1 protein-coding gene and 1 pseudogene are annotated in these 890 nt (G+C 75.6%); one reads left to right on the plus strand and one right to left on the minus strand.

Annotated elements, in window-relative coordinates:
• Window positions 1-238: pseudogene (locus C1I97_RS38045) on the plus strand (hypothetical protein); the annotation flags it as partial.
• Here C1I97_RS38045 and C1I97_RS38050 read toward each other — a convergent pair.
• Window positions 228-824 carry a hypothetical protein gene (locus C1I97_RS38050; RefSeq protein ID WP_441349203.1) on the minus strand — a complete coding sequence of 199 codons (597 nt, stop codon included), beginning with the start codon at window positions 822-824 and terminating at the stop codon, window positions 228-230. The pseudogene C1I97_RS38045 and the gene C1I97_RS38050 overlap by 11 nt on opposite strands.
• Window positions 825-890 lie beyond the last annotated feature (66 nt).

Raw genomic sequence — 890 nt, forward strand, 5'->3', positions numbered from 1 at the left:
CCCCGGTATCGGGCCCTGGGCCCCCACCCCGGCCGAACTGTCCGTCGCCGAAAGGGCGCTGGCCGCCGTGCCCGGTGCTCCCGAGCTGCTCTACGCCCGTGTCGACCTCGTGGACGGGGAGGACGGCGAGCCGCACGTCATGGAGCTGGAGCTGGTCGAGCCGAACCTGTTCCTGTGGCTGCACCCGGAGTCCGTCGCCCCCGTGACCGAGGCGATCCTCGCCGCCACTACCCGCTGATCCGCGTCCGCTGCAGCAGGCCCCAGGTGAACTCCGCCACGACCTGCCGGCGTACGCCCCGGGCGTCCGGTGCCTCGAAGGCCAGACCCCACCGGGTCGGGGCCGTGCCCTCCAGGGGGCGCGCCGGGGCGAAGGCGCGGGCCGCCTCGTCGACCGTGCAGGACCAGGGGGTGAGGTCGTCGGTGGTGCGCAGGTCGGGACCCTCGGCCTCCGGGGCGCGGACCAGCCACTCGTTCCAGACCCGGCCGTCGGGGGCGAGCAGTACCTCGAAGCGCAGGCCGGGCCAGAGGGGGACGGGCCACCGGCGGGCCTCGCAGTCCAGGTCGCCGACGCGGCGGGCGGTCGTCGACTCGGGGGGACCGAGGACGGAGTGGTAGAGGGCCGCCGCCGAGCGGGACCGCGGCGAGCGGGCCATCGCCTGCCAGCGCTTGTTGGCCTCCCGCATGTCCGCGGGGGAGACGCCCAGCGTGCGGCGGGCGTCCTCCACCAGGTCCGGATTGTGGTCGGCCATGCGGCGCAGCAGCACCAGCTGGAAGTCGAGCGGGGTGAAGGGACCCGCGGGGCGCTTTCCGGAGGGCGTCGGCATGGGATCCATCGTCGCCCACTCGGGTCCCGGCTTGGGCCTCACTCGGCCCCCGGCCCGGCCCTCACT

Origin of the sequence: Streptomyces sp. NTH33 (genome assembly GCF_003236365.1) — a bacterium.
Lineage (GTDB): Bacteria > Actinomycetota > Actinomycetes > Streptomycetales > Streptomycetaceae > Streptomyces.